The organism is Isoptericola sp. NPDC019482, assembly GCF_040632295.1.
In the GTDB taxonomy this organism is placed as follows: Bacteria; Actinomycetota; Actinomycetes; order Actinomycetales; family Cellulomonadaceae; genus Isoptericola.
In genome coordinates this window covers 24,527-40,219 of record NZ_JBEYBQ010000038.1, presented here as the reverse complement: position 1 = coordinate 40,219, position 15,693 = coordinate 24,527, and the positions used below count along the sequence as shown (strand labels likewise).

Here is a 15,693-nt window from a genome sequence, read left to right as displayed (position 1 = left end):
GTCGAACAGCTCGACAGCTCCCACGGAAGCGGCGTCCTGGCCTGGACCTCACCCCGCGGCCGCACCTACCTCACCACCCCCGGCACCGCCGACCACACCCTCGACCGCCTCGACGAATGGGCCACCACGGCCGCACACCTCACCCACCAGTCCCCGCCCGCGCCCGATGCGGCGGGACCCGCGGCACCGGTCGAACCCGCCGCCCACGACCACGGTGACGACGGCGTTCCACCGTTCTGACGGGGGAACCTCGGCGACGTGGCCCTCAGCTCTTTCGACCGCGTTGGAGCAGACTGGCGATCTGGGCGGCCCTTTCGGCCGGCGTCGCGAAGGGCTGGTCCCACATCACTCCGGGGGCGGCCCCAGTGGCTTCCTCCGTTCGCGGGCGAACCGGGAGCCGGACCTGAGGACGGACGACGGTGAGACGGGCGCCGGCCACGACTGGATCAGGTACTCCTCGTGCGCCTCGGTCGCTACGCCGTCGCGCTCGTGGTCGCGGTTCCGGGCATGGACCCTGAGCCGAAGGGCCCCATCCGATGGACGGTTGGGCGTGAGACGAGGCTCAGGTGGCGGATCCGTGGGGCCGCACACGAACGCCCCCTCAGGGCCGACCATCACGCTGAGCTCGGCGACGTCTTCCCACACCGGGTCGGGGGGCTCGACAGGCTCGCGCTCCAGAACCTCCAGCTCGACACCGACCGGGCCCATGTTCACGCCCGTGAGGATCCTGGGCCAACCCTCAGGAACCGCGGCCGCGACGAGGTTGCCGGCCAGGTCGGTTGCCGCTCAGCCCGCGCCGGGCGGGCCGTCCAGCACGGTCGGCGCGTACTCGAGCAGCGTCAGCCGACCGTCGAGGGTGCGGCTGTCGAGGAGCTCGAGCCGGACGTCGGGCCAGCCGTCGTACAGCCGGTCGTGGCCGGTGGCGCCGTTGACGACCGGGAAGACGACGACGCGGACGCGGTCGACGAGCCCCGCCGTCAGCAAGGAGCGGCCCAGGCTCGGGCTGCCGATGGTCCGCAGCGCGACGTCGTCCCGCTTCATCGCGCGCACGGCCTCGACGGCGTCACCGGAGACGAGTGTGGTGTTCGCCCACTCCAGCGGCTCGGTGAGGGTGCGGGAGAACACGACCTTGGGGCGGGCGGTGACCTCGGCCATCTCCTCCTCGCCGGTCTCGGCGAACCCCGCGAACAGCCGGTAGGTCGTGGCACCCAGGAGCGTCGTGAACTCCTGCCGCCCGTCCTCCTCGAGGAAGGCGAAGTAGTCGGGCCCGCCCATCCCCCACAGGCCGGGCCACCCGTCGGCGGACCCGAACCCGTCGAGCGAGGTGATGTAGTCGATCATCAGGTCGGCCATCGTCGGGCCCTCCTCGGCCGCTGGGCACTCCTGGTCGCCACCAGTATCGGCGCGACGGCGCGCCGTCGCGCGTGCGGACGACGACGGTCAGCTGCCGTCAGTCGGGCAGCACCTCGTCGTCGCGGTGCGCGCCGTAGAGCTCCGACTGGCGGCGCATGAGCTCCCGCATCGGCACGTCGCGCCCCACGCCGTAGACGGTCCCGGGGAAGTCGAGCTCCCGCTGGACCGCCCAGATGTCGTCGTGCCGGTCGGGCGGCAGGATCTGCGCCGGGTCGCCCACGGCGATCCAGCCGATCGGCACGAGGGCCCCGGGCTCCAGGACGGTGTTCACCTGCACGACGCCGTGGATGCGCACCTCGGCGCCCGCGCCGATCCGGCTGCCGGGAAACAGGGCCGCACCGGTCGCGACGAACACCTCGTCCTCGACGGTGCTGCCGTTGACGTGGGCGTGCGGGCCCACGAGGACGGCGGCGCCGATCCGCGCGTCATGGCCGGCCCGCCCGCGCACGAGCGCGTGCTCCATGACCACGCTGTCCTCGCCCACGACGACGGCGCCGTCCTCGGCGCTCAGGACGGCGCCGTGCAGCACGCGTGCGCCGGCCGCGACGGTGACGTTCCCGACCAGGACGGCGGTGGGCGCGACCCACGCCGACGGGTGGACGGACGGGGAGGCTCCCCGGTGGCGCACGAGCACGGCCTGCTCCCCTCGATCGCGACCGACCCGATAGCGGCCGACGCCTCCGGACGATAGCTCAGCCCACGAACACGCCCGCGAAGAACTCGGCGAGCTCGTCGGTGGCGTCGAGCGGCAGCACGTGCGCCACGTACTGGTCGGGGCGCACGACGACGACCACGCCGTCGCGGGAGAGCCCTCGCTCGGCGAAGATGTCGCCCCCGGTCCACACGGTGGGACCGGCGGCGTACACCTTCTCCCAGTCGGTGAGCCCCAGCGGGCCGGTCCGCGGGCGGAACACGTCGGGCACGTCCGCGAGGTCCACGTCCTGGAACCCTTGCTGGTAGACGACCTTGACGTCGAAGACCGCGTCGACGTCGGCCCCGGCGGGCGTGAACCGGGCCACGGGAGACTCCGGCGAGGCGAGCCACGCCGCCCAGGCGTCCAGCGCGGATCCCTCGCCCGGCGCGGCGTCGTCGGCGAAGGCGTAGACGCGCCAGCGCCCGTCGGCCTTGGCGTGGTGCCCCAGGTGCACGGCGTTGCCGTCGCACACCCGCGTCACCTCGGCGGACTTGAACCGCTTGCCGATCGGGAACCCGGCGGCGAGCTCCTGGTGGGCGCCGGTCCCCACGATCGACGACGGCCCGTACCGCGTCATGAACCCCGACGGGAACTCCGACGTCGCGAGGTAGTAGTGGGCCAGCTCCTGCGGGTCGGAGATCTCCTCGGGCTTGCGGGCCATGAGGCTGGACCACTCGCGGTCGAAGTCGATGAGCTGCTGCGCCACGGGCTGCCGCTCGGCGGAGTACGTGGCCAGGAGCGACTCGGGGCTGAGGCCGGTGAGCACGGACCCGAGCTTCCAGCCCAGGTTGAACCCGTCCTGCATGGACACGTTCATCCCCTGGCCGGCCTTGGCGCTGTGGGTGTGGCAGGCGTCGCCGGTGAGGAAGACGCGCGGGGTGCGGTGCTCCTCTCCGTCGGGCACGTCGTCGAACTTGTCGGTCACCCGGTGGCCGACCTCGTACACGCTGTGCCAGGCGACGTCCTTCACGTCGAGGGAGTAGGGGGTGAGGATCTCGTTGGCCCGGCGGACGATCTCCTCGATCGGCGTGCTGCGCACCCGGTGGTGGTCGTCCGCGGCGACCTCGCCGAGGTCGACGTACACGCGGCACAGGTACCCGCCCTCGCGCGGGATGAGCAGGATGTTCCCTGCCTCGGAGTTGATCGCGCACTTGGTGCGCCAGTCGGGGAAGTCGGTGTTGACGAGCACGTCCATCACGCCCCACGCGTGCGCCGCGAACTCGCCGACGTGCTTGCGCCCGATCGCCTCGCGCACCGCGCTGCGGGCGCCGTCGCACCCGGCGACGTACCTGGCCCGGACGGCCCGCTCCTCCCCCGAGCGCTCGCCGCCCACGTGCCGGACGCGCACCTCGACGGGGTGCTCGCCCGCGTCGGGACCCTCGTGCACGGTGAGGCCGAGGAACTCGACGCCGTAGTCGGGCACGATGCGGGCGGGACCCAGCGCGGCGGCCTCGGCGAAGTAGTCGAGCACGCGGGCCTGGTTGACGATGAGGTGCGGGTACTCACTGATCTTGAGGCCGTAGTCCTCGGTGCGCGCGGTGCGCACGATGTGCTTCGGGTTCTCGGGGTCGGGGCCCCAGAAGTTCATCCAGCCGATGTTGTAGGCCTCGGCGATGATCCGCTCCGCGAAGCCGAACGCGTCGAACGTCTCGACGCTGCGCGGCTGGATGCCGTCGGCCTGGCCGAGCACCAGGCGGCCCTCGCGCCTCTCGATGAGGCGGGTCGTGACGCCGGGGTACCGCGACAGCTGCGCGGCGAGCAGCATGCCCGCCGGCCCCGACCCGACGACGAGGACGTCGACCTCGTCGGGCAGCTCGGCGGGGCGGTCCACGCCGGTGCCGGCAGCCGGCAGCACCCGCGGGTCCCCGGAGACGTAGCCGTGGTGGTGGAACTGCACGAGCGCTCCTCATCGTCGTTGATGCGAGGTTGTTCTATATTGGAACACGCCGTTCTACTATTGAATGCAGCGTAACCCACCGGAAGGACGCCGATGCCCGACGCCGGCCCGCCCCCGTCGCAGACCCTCAGCCGCGGCATCCGCATCCTGGAGGTGCTCGCCGACGCCCGCGCGCCCCTGACCATCGACGACGTCGCGGGTCTGCTCGGCGTGCACCGCTCCAGCGCGTACCGGCTGCTGCGCACGCTGGAGCACCACGGGCTCGTCGTGCGCGACGCGAACGGCGGCGTCACCCTCGGCGCCCGGATGGCCGCGCTCGCCGCGGGCGTCGCCCACGACCTGCAGGCCGAGGCGCTGCCCGAGCTCACCGCCGTCGCGAACGAGCTGGGGATGACCTGCTTCCTCGCCGTCCTCGACCACGACGAGTGCGTGACCCTCGTCAGCGTCGAGCCGCGGCACGCCGTCGCCCCGGTGGCGCAGCGCCCGGGCACCCGGCACCCGGTCACCGTGGGCGCGCCCGGCAAGGCGATCCTCACGCTCCTCCCCCACGCGCAGTGGCCCGCGGACGCGCCGGAGCCGCTGCGCGCCACCGTCGCCGAGGCCGCGCAGCGAGGCTTCGCCACCAGCCACGACGAGGTCATCCCCAGCCTCGAGTCGGTCGCCGTGCCGCTGGCGCTGCGCGGACGCGGGCCCGCCGCCATCGCCGTCGTGCACGTCGCCAGCCCGGCCGACCACGAGCAGATCGCCGCGCGCCTCACCGCGTCGGCGAGCGCCGTGCGGGAGGCCCTCGGCGGCTGAGGGGCCGGACACTGTCGCCTGGCAGAACCGACGACCGCCATGCATGGTGGCTCAGGGCGACCATGCACCACCGGAGCCCGCCGTCCCGTCGAGGAGCGAGGTGTCCATGAGTGCTCGTCCCCCTGCCCCCGTTCGGGTCGCCCGGCCCCGCCGGCTGCTCGCGGCGGCCGGAGTCTGCGCCGCCCTGCTCGCCCCGCTCGCGGCCGTGCCCGCGGTCGCGGCCCCGCAGGCACCGGAACGCTCGGGCGCGGCCGCGCGGCCCGCCGAGGGGCCGCTGGCCCTGGGGATCGGTCGCCAGAAGAGCTCGTCGACGACACTCAAGGCCTACCTGAGCTGGGCCCGCGCGTACGGGTTCCGGGTCTCCGAGCACCCGTCGTACGGCGGGGTGACCCGCGGCGCGCACTCGAAGAACTCCTGGCACTACGACGGCCTGGCGGCTGACCTCAACTACGGCCCGGCGGGAGCGCCGTCCTCGGAGCGCACCCGGGCACGGACCGCGATCAAGGTGGCGGACTCGATGGGCCTGGGCGTGATCTACGCGCGGGACGGGACGGTCGGCTCGGCCGCCGGCCACCGCAACCATGTGCACGTCGACGTCGGCACGACGTCCAACTACGGCCGCGGCACCGTGCTCGCGCCCGCGGGCTCGCGCACCACCCAGCGACTCCAGCAGGTGGCGCACTTCCCCCTCGCCCAGCGGGACAACCTGTGGGGACCGAACACCGACCAGCGACTGCAGGCGATCCGCGCCGCCTCCCGCATGCACGGCACGAAGTTCCCCTACGGCGTCAAGACGGCGCAGCGCGCGGTGGGCGTCACCGCCGACGGCAAGTGGGGGCCTAAGTCGCGCGCCGCGCACGACAAGGCCGTCGCCGCGCTGCAGCGGGTGGTCGGCGTCTCCGCCACCGGCACCTGGGGCTCGGCCACCGAGCGCACCTACCTGAGCGTGCGCAAGAAGTTGCGGTGACCGAGGCGCCCGACCGGACGGTCCGATCCGCGACGCGCCCCGCCGGACACCAGCGCCCGGGGGCGTAGCCAACGCCGCGAAATCGTATATCATCCGAGATACGACATGACAGCCTCGACCTGACAGTGCTTCTCGAACCGACAGTGGGGTGCCCGTGGTCACCGACGACCAGCCCAGACCCGGCAAGATCATCGCCGTCCACCTGAACTACCCGTCCCGCGCGGCCCAGCGGGGCCGGACGCCGAGCCAGCCGTCCTACTTCCTCAAGCCCGCCTCGTCGCTCGCCGGGACGGGGGGCACGATCGAGCGACCGCTCGGCACGGAGCTCCTCGCGTTCGAGGGCGAGGTCGCGATCCGCATCGGCACCGCCGCGCGGTGGGTCTCCCCCTCCGACGGCTGGTCGCACGTCGACGCCGTCACCGCGGCGAACGACTTCGGCCTCTACGACCTGCGCGCCGCCGACAAGGGCTCCAACCTGCGCAACAAGGGCGGCGACGGCTACACGCCGCTCGGCCCGCGCTGGATCCCCGCGTCCGACGTCGACCCCGCCGGCCTGCGCGTGCGCACCTGGGTGGACGGCGAGCTCGTCCAGGACGACTCGACCGGCACCCTCCTGTTCGACCTCGGCCGCCTCGTCGCGGACCTGTCCCAGCACCTCACGCTGGAGCCGGGCGACGTGATCCTCACCGGCACCCCGGCGGGCTCGTCGGTCGTCGGGCCGGGGCAGGTCGTCGAGGTCGAGGTGGACGCCCCCGGCGCGCCCGGCGCCCGCGCCTCGGAACCACGGTCCAGCGGCCGCCTCGTCACGACCGTCACCGCCGGCACGCACGCGTTCGGGGACTTCGGCTCGAAGCCGGCCGTCGACGCCGTGCAGCGCGCGGAGGCATGGGGCACGCCCGCGCCGGAACCCGAGCCCGCGTTCGCCCTCACCGACGCGATGCGCGAGCGGTTCGCGGGCGTCGCCGTCGCGACGCTGTCCGCGGCGCTGCGCAAGCGCGGCTACACCGACGTCTTCGTCGAGGGCGTGCACGGCAACCACCCCGGCGACCGGTTCGTCGGCACTGCCCGCACGCTGCGGCTGATCCCCTTCCGCCCCGACCTGTTCGCCTCGCACGGCGGCGGCTTCAACGCGCAGAAGCGCGCGTTCGACGCCGTCGAGCCGGGCGAGGTGATCGTCGTCGAGGCCCGCGGCGAGCGCGGCACCGGCACCGTGGGCGACGTCCTCGCGCTGCGCGCCCACGTGCGCGGCGCCGCCGCGATCGTCACCGACGGCGGGGTGCGCGACGCCGACGCGGTCGCCGAGATCGGCATCCCCGTCTTCTCGCAGGGCCCGCACCCGTCCGTCCTCGGGCGCAAGCACGTGCCGTGGGAGACCGACGTGACCGTCGCGTGCGGCGGCGCCGCGATCCAGCCCGGCGACGTCGTCGTGGGCGACGGCGACGGCGTCCTCGTCATCCCGCCGGCGCTCGTCGAGGAGGTGCTCGCCGAGGCCGAGGCCCAGGAGGCCGCTGACGCGTGGGTCGCGCAGCAGGTCGCCGCCGGCGCCCCCGTCGACGGGCTGTTCCCCATGAACGCCGAGTGGCGCGCCCGCTACGAGCGCGAGACCGCCGGGGGTGCCTCGTGAGCGTCACGACGGGCGCCCCGGCGGGCGGCACGGTGAGCAAGTCCCAGCGCGCCTACGCCTACCTGCGCGAGCGGATCGAGGACGGGCGCTTCGTGCCCGGCTACCGGCTCGTGCTGGCGCAGCTCGCCGGCGAGCTCGACATGTCCGTCGTCCCGGTGCGCGAGGCCATCCGCCGCCTCGAGGCGGAGGGCCTGGTGACGTTCGAGCGCAACGTCGGCGCCCAGGTCGCCCTCCTCAAGGAGACCGAGTACCAGCACACGATGGAGACGCTGGCGCTGGTCGAGGGCTTCGCCACCGCGCTGTCCGCGCCGCACCTGTCCGCCGCGCAGCTCGACGCCGCGCGCGCCGTCAACGAGCGGATGCACGGGTGCCTCGCCGACTTCGATCCGCACCGGTTCACGGAGCTCAACCTGGAGTTCCACGCCGTGCTCTTCGAGCCGTGCCCCAACCCGCACGTGCTCGACCTCGTGCGCCGCGGCTGGCGGCGCATGACCGTCCTGCGCGACTCGTCGTTCTCGTTCGTGCCCGGCCGCGCGCGCGAGTCCGTCGCCGAGCACGACCGGATCCTCGACCTCGTCGCCGCTCTGCAGGCCGGCACGGCGACCGCCACCGACGTCGAGCTCGCGGCCCGGCGCCACCGCACCGCCACCCTCGACGCCGTGCTCGCCTTCCAGGAGCAGCACCGCTCGCACACGCAGGAGAAGTGATGACCGAGCAGAACACGTCCCAGACGCACCGCCCCGCCGACCTGCCCACCGCGATCCGGCACTACATCGACGGCCGCTTCGTCGACTCGGCCGACGGCGCCACCTTCGACGTGCTGGACCCGGTGTCGAACGAGACCTACCTCCGGGCCGCCGCGGGCAAGAAGGCCGACGTCGACGCCGCCGTCGCCGCCGCGCGCCGCGCGTTCACCGAGGGGCCCTGGCCGACGATGCTGCCCCGCGAGCGCTCGCGGGTGCTGCACAAGATCGCCGACCTCGTGGAGTCGCGCGACGCCCGCCTCGCCGAGCTGGAGTCCTTCGACTCCGGCCTCCCGATCACGCAGGCCCTCGGCCAGGCCCGCCGGGCGGCCGAGAACTTCCGCTTCTTCGCGGACCTGGTCGTGGCGCAGGCCGACGACACCTACAAGGTGCCCGGCCGCCAGATCAACTACGTCAACCGCAAGCCGATCGGCGTAGCCGGGCTCATCACGCCGTGGAACACGCCGTTCATGCTCGAGTCGTGGAAGCTCGCGCCCGCGCTCGCCACCGGCAACACCGTGGTGCTCAAGCCGGCCGAGTTCACGCCGCTGTCGGCGTCCCTGTGGGCGGGCATCTTCGAGGAGGCCGGGCTGCCCCAGGGCGTGTTCAACCTGGTCAACGGGCTGGGCGAGGAGGCCGGCGACGCGCTGGTCAAGCACCCCGACGTGCCGCTCATCTCCTTCACCGGCGAGAGCAGCACGGGCCAGCTGATCTTCGGCAACGCGGCCCCGTACCTCAAGGGCCTGTCGATGGAGCTCGGCGGCAAGTCCCCCGCCGTCGTCTTCGCCGACGCCGACCTCGACGCCGCGATCGACGCGACGATCTTCGGCGTCTTCTCCCTCAACGGCGAGCGCTGCACCGCCGGCAGCCGCATCCTCGTGGAGCGCGCCGTCTACGACGAGTTCGTCGAGCGGTACGCCGCCCAGGCGAAGCGCGTGCGCGTCGGCTACCCGCACGAGAAGGACACCGAGGTCGGCGCCCTCGTGCACCCGGAGCACTTCGAGAAGGTCATGAGCTACGTCGAGCTCGGCAGGAGCGAGGGCCGCCTCGTGGCCGGCGGCGGCCGCCCCGAGGGCTTCGAGACCGGCAACTTCGTCGCCCCCACCGTCTTCGCGGACGTGCAGCCCGACGCCCGGATCTTCCAGGAGGAGATCTTCGGCCCCGTCGTCGCGATCACGCCCTTCGACACCGAGGCCGAGGCGCTCGAGCTCGCCAACGGCGTGACGTACGGCCTCGCGGCGTACATCTGGACCAACGACCTCAAGCGGGCCCACAACTTCTCCCAGGCCGTCGAGGCCGGGATGGTCTGGCTGAACTCGAACAACGTGCGCGACCTGCGCACCCCGTTCGGCGGCGTCAAGGCGTCCGGCCTGGGCCACGAGGGCGGGTACCGCTCCATCGACTTCTACACCGACCAGCAGGCCGTGCACATCACGCTCGGCAAGGTGCACAACCCGACCTTCGGCAAGAACTGAACGGCAAGGACGCCTGACATGACCCACAAGAACGACCGCACCCTCACCTCCTCGGGCTTCTACGTCTCCCAGGAGGCGCCGATCCACTCGGACAACCCCGTCGCCACGCCGACGAGCCCCGCACCCGACATCCTGCGCTGCGCGTACATGGAGCTCGTGGTCACCGACCTCGCCGCGTCGCGCGAGTTCTACGTCGACGTGCTGGGCCTGTACGTCACGGAGGAGGACGAGCAGAGCATCTACCTGCGCTCCACCGAGGAGTTCATCCACCACAACCTGGTGCTGCGCCAGGGCGAGGTCGCCGCCGTCGCCGCGTTCTCCTACCGCGTGCGCACGCCGGAGGACCTCGACAAGGCCGTCGGGTTCTACACCGAGCTCGGCTGCGAGGTGCGCCGCGAGCCGGGCGGCTTCACGAAGGGCATCGGGGAGTCGGTGCGCGTCGTCGACCCGCTCGGCTTCCCGTACGAGTTCTTCCACCAGACCGAGCACGTCGAGCGGCTGTCGTGGCGCTACGACCTGCACGCCCCCGGCGAGCTGGTGCGCCTGGACCACTTCAACCAGGTGACCCCGGACGTGCCCCGGGCCGTGAAGTTCATGCAGGACCTGGGCTTCCGCGTCACCGAGGACATCCAGGACGACGACGGCACGGTCTACGCCGCGTGGATGCGCCGCAAGCCCACCGTGCACGACACCGCCATGACCGGCGGCGACGGGCCGCGCATGCACCACGTGGCGTTCGCGACGCACGAGAAGCACAACGTCCTCGCCATCTGCGACAAGCTCGGCGCGCTGCGCCGATCCGACGCCATCGAGCGCGGGCCGGGCCGGCACGGCGTCTCGAACGCGTTCTACCTGTACCTGCGCGACCCCGACGGGCACCGCGTCGAGATCTACACGCAGGACTACTACACAGGCGACCCGGACAACCCGGTCGTCACGTGGGACGTGCACGACAACCAGCGCCGCGACTGGTGGGGCAACCCCGTCGTGCCGAGCTGGTACACCGAGGCGTCCCTCGTGCTGGACCTCGACGGCGTCCCGCAGCCCGTCGTCGCCCGCACCGACGACTCCGAGATGGAGGTGACCGTCGGCGCCGACGGGTTCTCCTACACCCGCAAGGGCGACACGGAGCAGGGGTTCAAGCTCGGGGCCACGCTGTGACGGGGGCTGCGACCGGGGCCGACGGCGAGCGCACCCTCGACGACGACGCCGTCGTCGCCATCGCGGACGAGCTCGCGGAGGCGGACCGCACCCGCACCCCCGTGCCGCTGCTCACCGCGCGGCACGAGGGCATGACGGTGGCCGACGCGTACGCCGTGCAGCGCACCTGGCGCGAGCGGGGCGAGGCGCGCGGGCGGCGCGTCGTCGGGCACAAGATCGGCCTGACGTCCAAGGCCATGCAGGCGGCGACCGGCATCACCGAGCCCGACTACGGCGTCATCTTCGACGACATGGTGCTCGAGTCCGGCAGCGTCGTGGAGCACGCCGCGTACTCCAACGTGCGCGTCGAGGTGGAGCTCGCGTTCGTGCTCGCGTCGCCGCTCGAGGGCCCCGGGATCACGGTGACCGACGTGCTGCGCGCCACCGACCGCGTCGTGCCGGCGCTGGAGATCCTCGACGCCCGCGTCGAGATGCCGGGCCGCACCATCGTCGACACCATCAGCGACAACGCCGCCATGGGTGCCATGGTGGTGGGCGGGCGGCCCGTGCGGGTCGACGACGTCGACCTGCGCTGGGTGTCCGCCCTGCTGTACCGCAACGAGACCATCGAGGAGACGGGCGTCGCCGCGGGCGTGCTGGGGCACCCGGCCGCCGGCGTCGCCTGGCTCGCCAACAAGCTGGCGGCGCACGGCGACTCGCTCGCCGCCGGCGAGACCGTCCTGGCCGGGTCGTTCACCCGCCCCACGTGGGTGCACCCCGGCGACACCGTGCACGCCGACTACGGACCTTTGGGGGCCGTCACATGCCGCTTCGTCTGACCACCGACCGCTCGCTGGCCGCCGTGCTGGCCGACGCCGCCGCGGACGGCCGCGCCGCCGTCGGCGCCTGGTCCTCGATGGGCAGCCCCGTCGCCGCGGAGCTCCTCGCCGGCAGCGGGCTGGACGTCGTGCTCGTCGACGGCGAGCACGGGCCGAACGACCTCACCACGGTGCTCGCGCAGCTCCAGGCCACCGCCGCGTACCCGGTCGCGACGCTCGTGCGCGTGCCGTCCGGCGACCCGGTGGGCCTCAAGCGGGTGCTCGACCTGGGCGCCACCAACGTGCTGGTCCCGATGGTCGACTCCGCCGCCGAGGCGGAGGCCGCGGTGCGCGCCGTCCGGTACCCGCCCGCCGGCGTGCGCGGCGTCGGCAGCGCGCTCGCCCGCTCGTCGCGCTGGTCACGCGTGCCCGGCTACCTCGGCGGGGCGGACGACGGCATCACGCTCGTCGTCCAGCTCGAGACGCGCGCGGCGATCGACGACGCCGCGGCCATCGCCGGCACGGACGGCGTCGACGCCGTCCTGATCGGCCCCGCGGACCTCGCCGCGTCGCTCGGACACCTCGGCCAGCAGGACCACCCCGAGGTCGTGGACGCCGTGCTCGGCGCGATCGCCGCGTGCCGCGCGGCCGGAACGCCCGCCGGCGTCAACGCCTTCGACCCGGCCATGGCCGACCGCTACCTCGACGCCGGGGCGGCGTACGTCGTCGTCGGCGCCGACGTCACCCTCATCGCGCGCGGCTCCGAGCAGCTCGCCGCGCGCGTCGCCTCCCGCACGCACCCGAAGGACGGTGGAACCCGATGACGACGACCACTCCCACGACGACGAGCCCTCGCGAGCGCGCGGCGACGCTGCTGCCCTCGACCCCGACCGGGCTGCTGATCGGCGGCGCCTGGCGCGACGCGTCCGACGGCGGCACGTTCGCCGTCGAGAACCCCGCCACCGGGGAGACGCTGACGCAGGTGGCCTCCGCGACCGGGGACGACGCCCGCGCCGCGATGGACGCCGCCGCGGCCGCGCAGGCGTCGTGGGGCGCGACCCCCGCCCGCGAGCGGGCCGAGATCCTGCGGCGCGGGTTCGCCCTCGTGCAGGAGCGTCGCGAGGACCTCGCGCTGCTCATGACGCTCGAGATGGGCAAGCCGCTCGCGGAGGCCCGCGGCGAGGTCACGTACGGCGGTGAGTTCCTGCGCTGGTTCGCCGAGCAGGCCACCCACGACGACAGCCGGTACGCGCGTACCCCCGAGAGCTCGCTGCGGATGCTGGTGCAGCGCCGGCCCGTGGGCCCGTGCCTCCTCATCACGCCGTGGAACTTCCCGCTCGCGATGGCGACCCGCAAGGTGGCGCCCGCCGTCGCCGCCGGCTGCACCATGGTGCTCAAGCCCGCGCGGCTCACGCCCCTCACGTCGCTGCTGTTCGCGCAGCTCATGGTCGAGGCCGGCCTGCCCGACGGCGTGCTCAACGTGGTCCCGTCGGCCTCGGCATCGGCGGTGAGCGAGCCGATCATGGCCGACCCGCGGCTGCGCAAGGTGTCGTTCACCGGCTCCACGCCCGTGGGGCAGGCGCTGCTGCGGTCCGCCACGGAGAACGTGCTGCGCACCTCGATGGAACTGGGTGGCAACGCCCCGCTCGTCGTCTTCGAGGACGCCGACCTGGACGCCGCCGTCGACGGCGCCATGGCCGCGAAGCTGCGCAACGGAGGCGAGGCCTGCACCGCCGCCAACCGGTTCTACGTGCACGAGTCCGTGGCCGACGAGTTCGTCTCCCGCCTCGCCGAGCGCTTCCGCGCCGTCGTCGTCGGGAACGGGCTGGACGAGGGCACCACGCTGGGCCCGCTCGTCGAGGCCAAGGCGGTCGACTCCGTCGAATCCCTGGTGGACGACGCCGTCGCGCGCGGCGCGCAGGTCGTCGTCGGCGGAGTGCGCCCCGACGGGCCGGGCCACTTCTATCCCGCGACGCTGCTGCGCGACGTCCCCGCGGACGCCCGCTGCATGACTGAGGAGATCTTCGGCCCCGTGGCCCCGGTCGCCACGTTCCGTACCGAGGACGAGGCCGCGGAGCTCGCGAACTCCACGGAGTACGGGCTGGCGTCGTACGTCTTCACGTCCGACGTACGACGCGGGCTCGCGTTCGCCGAGCGCCTCGAGTTCGGGCTGCTGGGCCTCAACGCCGGCGTCATCTCCAACGCGGCGGCGCCGTTCGGCGGGATGAAGCAGTCCGGCAGCGGCCGTGAGGGCGGCTTCGAGGGCATCGCCGAGTACCAGGAGGTCCAGTACGTCGGTATGCCGCTGTGAGGTGTCCGTAGACTCGCCCGCGGCAACCGACGCGGACGACAGGGCAGGGGACAGATGGCGCGCGGACACCGCACCGACCGGGCGGCGACCCGGAAGGCGGAGGGCACCCTCACCGCGACGCTGCTGATCGGGATCGGGGTCCCGTGGGCGATCGCCGGGGCACTGTTCTGGGTGGGCCAGCTCCTGTGGGTCGACCCGCCCGCGGCCTTCGTCTGGGTGCTGGTCGCGATGCTGGCGGCGCCGCTGCTCACCGTCGTCGTGGTGATCACCGTCGCGGCCGTCCTCGGCGGGCGGTCGCTGTCGCGGCACGGGTGGGTGCTCGGCCTCGTGTTCAGCCTGTGGTTCTTCGTGGGCCTCGCGCTCGTGCTCGGCGGCGTGCTGTCCTGGCTCGTCTACGCGGCCGGCTGGGTGGTGGTCGTCGGCCTGTTCTGGCTGCTCGGCTGGCGGACCGGCACGCCGATGTGGGTGGGCGGCACGCGCGCCGTCCCGGTCCTCGCGCGCGTGCAGCGGCCGGCGAGGGACGGCGAGGAAGACGCCACCGCGGCCGGCCCCACCGCCGGCTGGCTGCCGGCCGCCCGTCGCCTCGCGGACGCAGCCGTGACGGGCGCCGACGTCGAGCGGCTCCGGCGCGAGCTCGACGCGGACGGCGCGGTGCGCGGGCTGCCGGCCGCCCGCCTCGCCGCCGCGGGCGCCGTGCCGTACCTGGTGTGGCGCCGGCTCACCCGCCGCCTGCAGCAGGAGCACGGCGACGACTTCCCTCGCGGGGCGGCGCACTACCTCACGCCCCTGTACCTGAGCGGCGGACGCTCGGCGTCCGGGGTCGCCGAGGCGCAGCGCCTGTGCCGCCTGTCGCACCGCGCGATGGAGCGCACCGAGCTCCCCCGGGACGGCGTGCCCAGCACACAGCACGGCGAGCGGGACGCGTACGTCGCCGGCCTCGTGCGGCGCGGGCGGCCCGACCCCGGACGGCTGGTCGACGGGTGCCTCGCGGAGGCCGTCGCGCTGCTCGACCAGCGCGACGTGGTGCTCGAGGTCGCGCGCGAGACCCGTGCGGGGGCGGGCCGATGAGCGCGCCCGTCGTCTACCCGCCCGTCGTCGCGAGCGACGGCACGACGCTCGGGATCGTCGTCCTCGTGCTGCTCGCCGCGGGGCTGGTGGTGCTCGGCAGCGTGGGCCTCTGGCTGCCCGCGCTGCGCGCCGCGGCGGCCGGGAGCAGGGCGGCGGCTCCCGCGGATGACACGCTGCGCGCCCGGATGCGTCGCGTCGCCCGGCGCGACCGGTACGGGCTCGGCGAGAACGGCCGCCTCTGGCTCGCGGTCTCGTGGATCGCCGCCGGGGTCATCGCGCTCGTCCTGGTCATCGTGTGGGTGCCCAAGGTGCTGCTCCAGCTCGAGTCGAGCGTCGGGGTGTCCGCCTATGAGCAGGGCGACTACGAGCGCGCCGTCCAGATCTTCGAGAACCACGAGGACCGGGACCCGGCCGGGTGGCGGGCGTACTACGACGAGGGCACCGCGTTCCTCGCCCGCGCGATGGCCGAGGGGGACCCTGCGTCAGCCGACTTCGTCACCTGGTACGCGGAGGACGCCGAGTCGAAGCTCGACCGGGCCTTCTGGTCGCTCGACGACGGCGACGTGGACCCGACCGCCGTCGAACGCTGCCAGGTCACCGCGAACGCCCGCACCGCCAAGCTGCTGCTCGCCGACGCGGCCGAGGCCGAGCTCGCCCGGGACCCCGAGGCGTTCTTCGTCAGCTCCCCCGACGAGCTGCGCGCCGAGGCGGACGACCTCGACGCCGGCCCCTGCTGAGACCGGCG

The 15,693-nt window shown here is 73.7% G+C and carries 16 protein-coding genes; 12 read left to right on the top strand and 4 right to left on the bottom strand.

The genetic code is table 11. The features are described from left to right. Positions 1 to 240: hypothetical protein (locus ABZ493_RS18840; protein WP_430583657.1), on the top strand; the 240-nt coding region annotated here is incomplete at its 5' end. 105 nt (positions 241 to 345) lie between these two features. Here ABZ493_RS18840 and ABZ493_RS18835 read toward each other — a convergent pair. The 4 genes from ABZ493_RS18835 to ABZ493_RS18820 all read right to left on the bottom strand — a co-directional run bounded on the left by ABZ493_RS18835 (position 346) and on the right by ABZ493_RS18820 (position 4,004). After that, positions 346 to 714 (bottom strand): hypothetical protein, encoded by a 369-nt coding sequence (locus tag ABZ493_RS18835; RefSeq protein ID WP_430583656.1) that lies wholly within the window; start codon positions 712 to 714, stop codon positions 346 to 348. 72 nt (positions 715 to 786) lie between these two features. Continuing rightward, positions 787 to 1,353 (bottom strand): dihydrofolate reductase family protein, encoded by a 567-nt coding sequence (locus tag ABZ493_RS18830; RefSeq protein ID WP_430583655.1) that lies wholly within the window; start codon positions 1,351 to 1,353, stop codon positions 787 to 789. Between the two features lie 97 nt (positions 1,354 to 1,450). Further along, entirely contained in the window at positions 1,451 to 2,047 is a 597-nt protein-coding gene (locus ABZ493_RS18825; protein ID WP_430583654.1) for a gamma carbonic anhydrase family protein, read from the bottom strand. Positions 2,048 to 2,105: 58 nt separating this feature from the next. Then, positions 2,106 to 4,004, bottom strand: coding sequence for an FAD-dependent monooxygenase (locus ABZ493_RS18820; protein WP_430583653.1), 1,899 nt, complete (start codon positions 4,002 to 4,004; stop codon positions 2,106 to 2,108). Positions 4,005 to 4,097: 93 nt separating this feature from the next. Here ABZ493_RS18820 and ABZ493_RS18815 point away from each other — a divergent pair, with 93 nt between their 5' ends. From ABZ493_RS18815 to ABZ493_RS18765, 11 genes are all read left to right on the top strand, one after another. Then, positions 4,098 to 4,802 (top strand): IclR family transcriptional regulator, encoded by a 705-nt coding sequence (locus ABZ493_RS18815; protein WP_430583652.1) that lies wholly within the window; start codon positions 4,098 to 4,100, stop codon positions 4,800 to 4,802. Between the two features lie 106 nt (positions 4,803 to 4,908). Continuing rightward, entirely contained in the window at positions 4,909 to 5,769 is an 861-nt protein-coding gene (locus ABZ493_RS18810; RefSeq protein ID WP_430583651.1) for a hypothetical protein, read from the top strand. A gap of 154 nt (positions 5,770 to 5,923) precedes the next feature. Next, entirely contained in the window at positions 5,924 to 7,393 is a 1,470-nt protein-coding gene (locus ABZ493_RS18805) for a fumarylacetoacetate hydrolase family protein (protein ID WP_430583650.1), read from the top strand. Further along, a complete protein-coding gene (locus ABZ493_RS18800) occupies positions 7,390 to 8,100 on the top strand; it encodes a GntR family transcriptional regulator (RefSeq protein WP_430583649.1) in 711 nt (236 codons plus the stop codon). Before ABZ493_RS18805 ends, ABZ493_RS18800 begins: the two co-directional genes overlap by 4 nt. Then, a complete protein-coding gene (hpaE, locus tag ABZ493_RS18795; RefSeq protein WP_430583648.1) occupies positions 8,100 to 9,611 on the top strand; it encodes a 5-carboxymethyl-2-hydroxymuconate semialdehyde dehydrogenase in 1,512 nt (503 codons plus the stop codon). The genes ABZ493_RS18800 and hpaE overlap by 1 nt, the downstream gene beginning before the upstream one ends. Positions 9,612 to 9,629: 18 nt before the next feature. Further along, positions 9,630 to 10,772 (top strand): 3,4-dihydroxyphenylacetate 2,3-dioxygenase, encoded by a 1,143-nt coding sequence (gene hpaD, locus ABZ493_RS18790; RefSeq protein WP_430583647.1) that lies wholly within the window; start codon positions 9,630 to 9,632, stop codon positions 10,770 to 10,772. Next, positions 10,769 to 11,590, top strand: coding sequence for a 2-oxo-hept-4-ene-1,7-dioate hydratase (hpaH, locus tag ABZ493_RS18785; protein WP_430583646.1), 822 nt, complete (start codon positions 10,769 to 10,771; stop codon positions 11,588 to 11,590). The genes hpaD and hpaH overlap by 4 nt, the downstream gene beginning before the upstream one ends. Next, on the top strand, positions 11,575 to 12,393 hold the full coding sequence (locus ABZ493_RS18780; protein WP_430583645.1) for an aldolase/citrate lyase family protein: 819 nt from the start codon (positions 11,575 to 11,577) through the stop codon (positions 12,391 to 12,393). The genes hpaH and ABZ493_RS18780 overlap by 16 nt, the downstream gene beginning before the upstream one ends. Continuing rightward, positions 12,390 to 13,880, top strand: coding sequence for an NAD-dependent succinate-semialdehyde dehydrogenase (locus ABZ493_RS18775; RefSeq protein WP_430583644.1), 1,491 nt, complete (start codon positions 12,390 to 12,392; stop codon positions 13,878 to 13,880). Before ABZ493_RS18780 ends, ABZ493_RS18775 begins: the two co-directional genes overlap by 4 nt. 54 nt (positions 13,881 to 13,934) lie before the next feature. Next, positions 13,935 to 14,948, top strand: a complete 1,014-nt coding sequence (locus ABZ493_RS18770; protein ID WP_430583643.1) for a hypothetical protein — start codon at positions 13,935 to 13,937, stop codon at positions 14,946 to 14,948. Further along, positions 14,945 to 15,685, top strand: coding sequence for a hypothetical protein (locus tag ABZ493_RS18765; protein ID WP_430583642.1), 741 nt, complete (start codon positions 14,945 to 14,947; stop codon positions 15,683 to 15,685). The genes ABZ493_RS18770 and ABZ493_RS18765 overlap by 4 nt, the downstream gene beginning before the upstream one ends. Positions 15,686 to 15,693: the final 8 nt, after the last annotated feature.

Excerpts from the sequence above, each read along its gene's own strand:
- ABZ493_RS18830 (WP_430583655.1), bottom strand. The coding sequence starts at position 1,353 with ATGGCCGACCTGATGATCGACTACATCACCTCGCTCGACGGGTTCGGG.
- ABZ493_RS18815 (WP_430583652.1), top strand. The coding sequence starts at position 4,098 with ATGCCCGACGCCGGCCCGCCCCCGTCGCAGACCCTCAGCCGCGGCATC.
- ABZ493_RS18810 (WP_430583651.1), top strand. The coding sequence starts at position 4,909 with ATGAGTGCTCGTCCCCCTGCCCCCGTTCGGGTCGCCCGGCCCCGCCGG.
- hpaE (WP_430583648.1), top strand. The coding sequence starts at position 8,100 with ATGACCGAGCAGAACACGTCCCAGACGCACCGCCCCGCCGACCTGCCC.
- hpaD (WP_430583647.1), top strand. The coding sequence starts at position 9,630 with ATGACCCACAAGAACGACCGCACCCTCACCTCCTCGGGCTTCTACGTC.
- ABZ493_RS18780 (WP_430583645.1), top strand. The coding sequence starts at position 11,575 with ATGCCGCTTCGTCTGACCACCGACCGCTCGCTGGCCGCCGTGCTGGCC.
- ABZ493_RS18775 (WP_430583644.1), top strand. The coding sequence starts at position 12,390 with ATGACGACGACCACTCCCACGACGACGAGCCCTCGCGAGCGCGCGGCG.
- ABZ493_RS18770 (WP_430583643.1), top strand. The coding sequence starts at position 13,935 with ATGGCGCGCGGACACCGCACCGACCGGGCGGCGACCCGGAAGGCGGAG.
- ABZ493_RS18765 (WP_430583642.1), top strand. The coding sequence starts at position 14,945 with ATGAGCGCGCCCGTCGTCTACCCGCCCGTCGTCGCGAGCGACGGCACG.